The 3,010-nt window shown below is 67.5% G+C and carries 3 protein-coding genes; 2 read left to right on the plus strand and 1 reads right to left on the minus strand.

Annotated features, from left to right (window positions below):
* Nucleotides 1–916: IS3 family transposase (locus MOPEL_RS03145; protein ID WP_009481408.1), on the plus strand; the 916-nt coding region annotated here is incomplete at its 5' end.
* 40 nt (nt 917–956) lie between these two features.
* On the opposite strand, the gene MOPEL_RS17545 is transcribed toward MOPEL_RS03145, so the two are convergent.
* On the minus strand, nt 957–1,349 hold the full coding sequence (locus MOPEL_RS17545; protein WP_009481409.1) for a hypothetical protein: 393 nt from the start codon (nt 1,347–1,349) through the stop codon (nt 957–959).
* A 644-nt stretch (nt 1,350–1,993) separates the two neighbouring features.
* On the opposite strand from MOPEL_RS17545, the gene MOPEL_RS17550 reads away from it, so the two are divergent.
* Nucleotides 1,994–2,170, plus strand: a complete 177-nt coding sequence (locus MOPEL_RS17550) for a hypothetical protein (protein WP_169316271.1) — start codon at nt 1,994–1,996, stop codon at nt 2,168–2,170.
* Nucleotides 2,171–3,010: the final 840 nt, after the last annotated feature.

The following is a 3,010-nucleotide window of genomic DNA, read 5'->3' on the forward strand; positions in this document are numbered from 1 at the left end:
CGAGCACCGTGAGCGGTTCGGGGTCGAGCCGATCTGTCGGGTCCTGCGTGAGGCAGGCCTGGCGATCGCCCCGAGCACCTATTACGCCGCAAGGAACCGTCCGCCGTCCAGACGCGCGGCCAGCGACGCGAAACACGTTGCTGCGATCAATGCGGTGCACGAGAGGAACTACGGCGTGTACGGGGTTCGTAAGGTCCACGCCGCGCTGAATCGCGACGGGCACCGCATCGCCCGCTGCACGGTCCACCGGCTCATGCGTGCCCAGGGGTTGCGCGGGATCAGTCGGGCCAAGGGACCGCGCACGACGATCACCGGACGAGGGCCCGATGACCGGCCCGACCTGCTGCAGCGCCGCTTCGTCGCGCCAGCCCCCAACAGGGTGTGGGTCGCGGACATCACCTATTGCCGGACGTTCGCCGGGTGGGCGTACGCGGCATTCATGCTGGACGTGTACTCGCGCAGAGTCGTGGGCTGGCAGCTGTCGACCAGCTTGCGCACCGACCTCGCGTTGGACGCCCTCGAGATGGGGTTGTGGACCCGCGACCGCGCCGGGCAGCCCACGACGGGCGTGATCGCGCACTCGGACAAGGGAGTTCAATACGTCGCCATCCGCTACACCCAACGCCTTGCCGAGGTCGGCGCGGTCGCCTCGGTCGGATCGACGGGCGACTCCTACGACAACGCGATGGCCGAAGCATTCAACTCGATCTTCAAGGCCGAGCTCGTCCGAAACCGCGGTCCCTGGAAGACCATCGACGACCTAGAGATCGCCGTGGCCGAGTACATCGACGGGTACAACCACCGACGCCTGCACGGACAGATCGGCCCGGTCCCACCCGTCGAGTACGAGACCACCTACTACGCCCAGAACCCCGCCCCGGCTACCGTAGAGGCGTCAGAACCGAGCCTCCACTAACCCCGGAACGGGACAGGCCGCTGGAACGCTGGAACGGTGCTCAGTCGAGGTCGTCGTGGGGGCTGTACCGGTCGCTACGGGCGCGACGGATCAGCCACACCGCCACCGCGACCAGGAACAGGGAACCCCCGATCCAGAGCTCAGCTGGACTGCGCACTCCGCCAGGGCGGTGGGCCGCGCGCAGGGTGGCGACGTCGTCGAACGTCATGGATAGCAAGTGCTGCGGGACGCGGTCGGGCAGATCGGCGACCATCCAGATGACGACGACGGCCCATGCCGCCGTAGCCACAGCAAGCCCCGCCAGGTGCCGCCGGTCGGCTGGCTCGCGGCGCATCCCGCGCGCCTGCTCACGCACGATCTGAAGACGTTCAGCGCGTGACCGCCAGTCATCCGCCCCGCGGCCGGCGCCCCCAGCGCCCCTCGGGTCGGTCATGGAGTCGATCCTTCTGAGTGAGCCCGACATGAGCAAGGTCTTGGGCCGCCCCAGGCTGCAGACGGCCGTCGTAGACGTCCCGGCCCCACGCTCGTCGACACGGACCTCGACGATGCCCACGACTGGCCTCCGGTGGCTGTGGGGATAGCTGACCTCCGGCGCGCCACGCGCCAACGAGAAGATCCCTGGCGGGGGCATCCGAGGCCGCGAGGGGAGGCAGGCTCGGATGCCCCACCCGTCGGGCCCATCCAGCCGCGCGTGTTTGGGGCAGCACTCCTGGGTCGGCCCCTGCGGACACGCCGTGTGGAACGCGGACACGCCAAGTGGGATCCGACACCGACACCGACGCGGGGTGTAGGTTCTCGCCGAACTTGTCATGGACGCACCCGTGTGACCAGGCATGCGACATCTGAGTGAGACCGGGTGTGTCTCACCGAAGCTGTCCGAATCCTCGTGATCCGTCGCCGACGGAACCTGCATCCAGGTAGCGCGAACGTCCGCAACTGCCGATGTGCGGACCAAGGGGTCCGGATGTACCCGGGCAGCCTTCAGGGCACTTCCGACATCGGTAGCGTGCTGGGTATCCGGATCTCCAGGGGGCTGCAATGACTGAACATGGGAAGACCAACAGGAACTCTCTACCGGTGGCCGTTCAGGGGCTGCTGCTCTTCATCACATTGGTCGTGCTCGGCTGGCTGCTGAGTCAGATGGAGTGGTTCCCAAGCCACAACACCCTGGGCTATATCGCGGCCTGGGCTCTGGCGTTCTCGCTCGCTTGGACGGCCATGCAGGGGTGGAGGCGGCGGCAGCAGCGCGGCTGACGTCATCACGTCCCCTTCTGCCGCATCCGGGGCGTGACAGGGGACTGCTGCCGCGTCGATGGCCGAGCCATAGGGTGAGGAGATGCCCGACACGCAACGGTCTCGCGCACTTGGCCCGCCCCTGGTGATGACCCGGACGGACGGGCACGTCGGAGCAGCGGTACGCGGGTGGGCCACCACCTCGATGCGTCCAGCGGCCATGGACGCCTCGACTCTGCCCACCGGCACGACGTTGCTGCTCCGGACCGGGGGTCACTGGGACTGCCTCGTCGCCATCGCCGGCTACGACGGCCACTTGCTGCACCCCGCCCTCGTGTTCAAGAACCCCGTCCCACTGTGGCAATCGGCGTCAACGCCACTCGATGGGCCCATCACTCGAGCCGCCTGGCCGCGGCTCCGACGACTGATCCTGGTCCACAATCCCGGCCTGGACGGCACCCTCTGCATGCTGGACGACATGGTGACTGGCGAAACGCCATAGTCAACGGCCCGACGCCGGCAGTCTCAACACTGCCCCGCAGAGCGACGTCCGCTTCTGCCGCGAGAAGGGTGTTGCAGTCGCTGGGTTCAGACCCTTGTCGATGCTCGCGTGTGTAGGTTCTCGCCGAAGTTGTCATCGGCACGGATCCCTGAACTGCGATGGGACGAGACGGCGAGACGGACTTTGTCTCACCATCTTGTCCGAGTCTTTGAAGATGGCCACCGCTGAACGCGCGCCATGGTGGGCGTGAGCTGGCGGGTCTGCCGAGAGGCGGCTGTTGCTCACGGGCGGGATGAGGAAAGTGCATTCGGCGCGGTGGGGTCGGTGCGCCAGTCGTTTTGGCCTGACCGGCAAGGGCT

Origin of the sequence: Mobilicoccus pelagius NBRC 104925 (genome assembly GCF_000247995.1) — a bacterium.
In the GTDB taxonomy this organism is placed as follows: domain Bacteria; phylum Actinomycetota; class Actinomycetes; order Actinomycetales; family Dermatophilaceae; genus Mobilicoccus; species Mobilicoccus pelagius.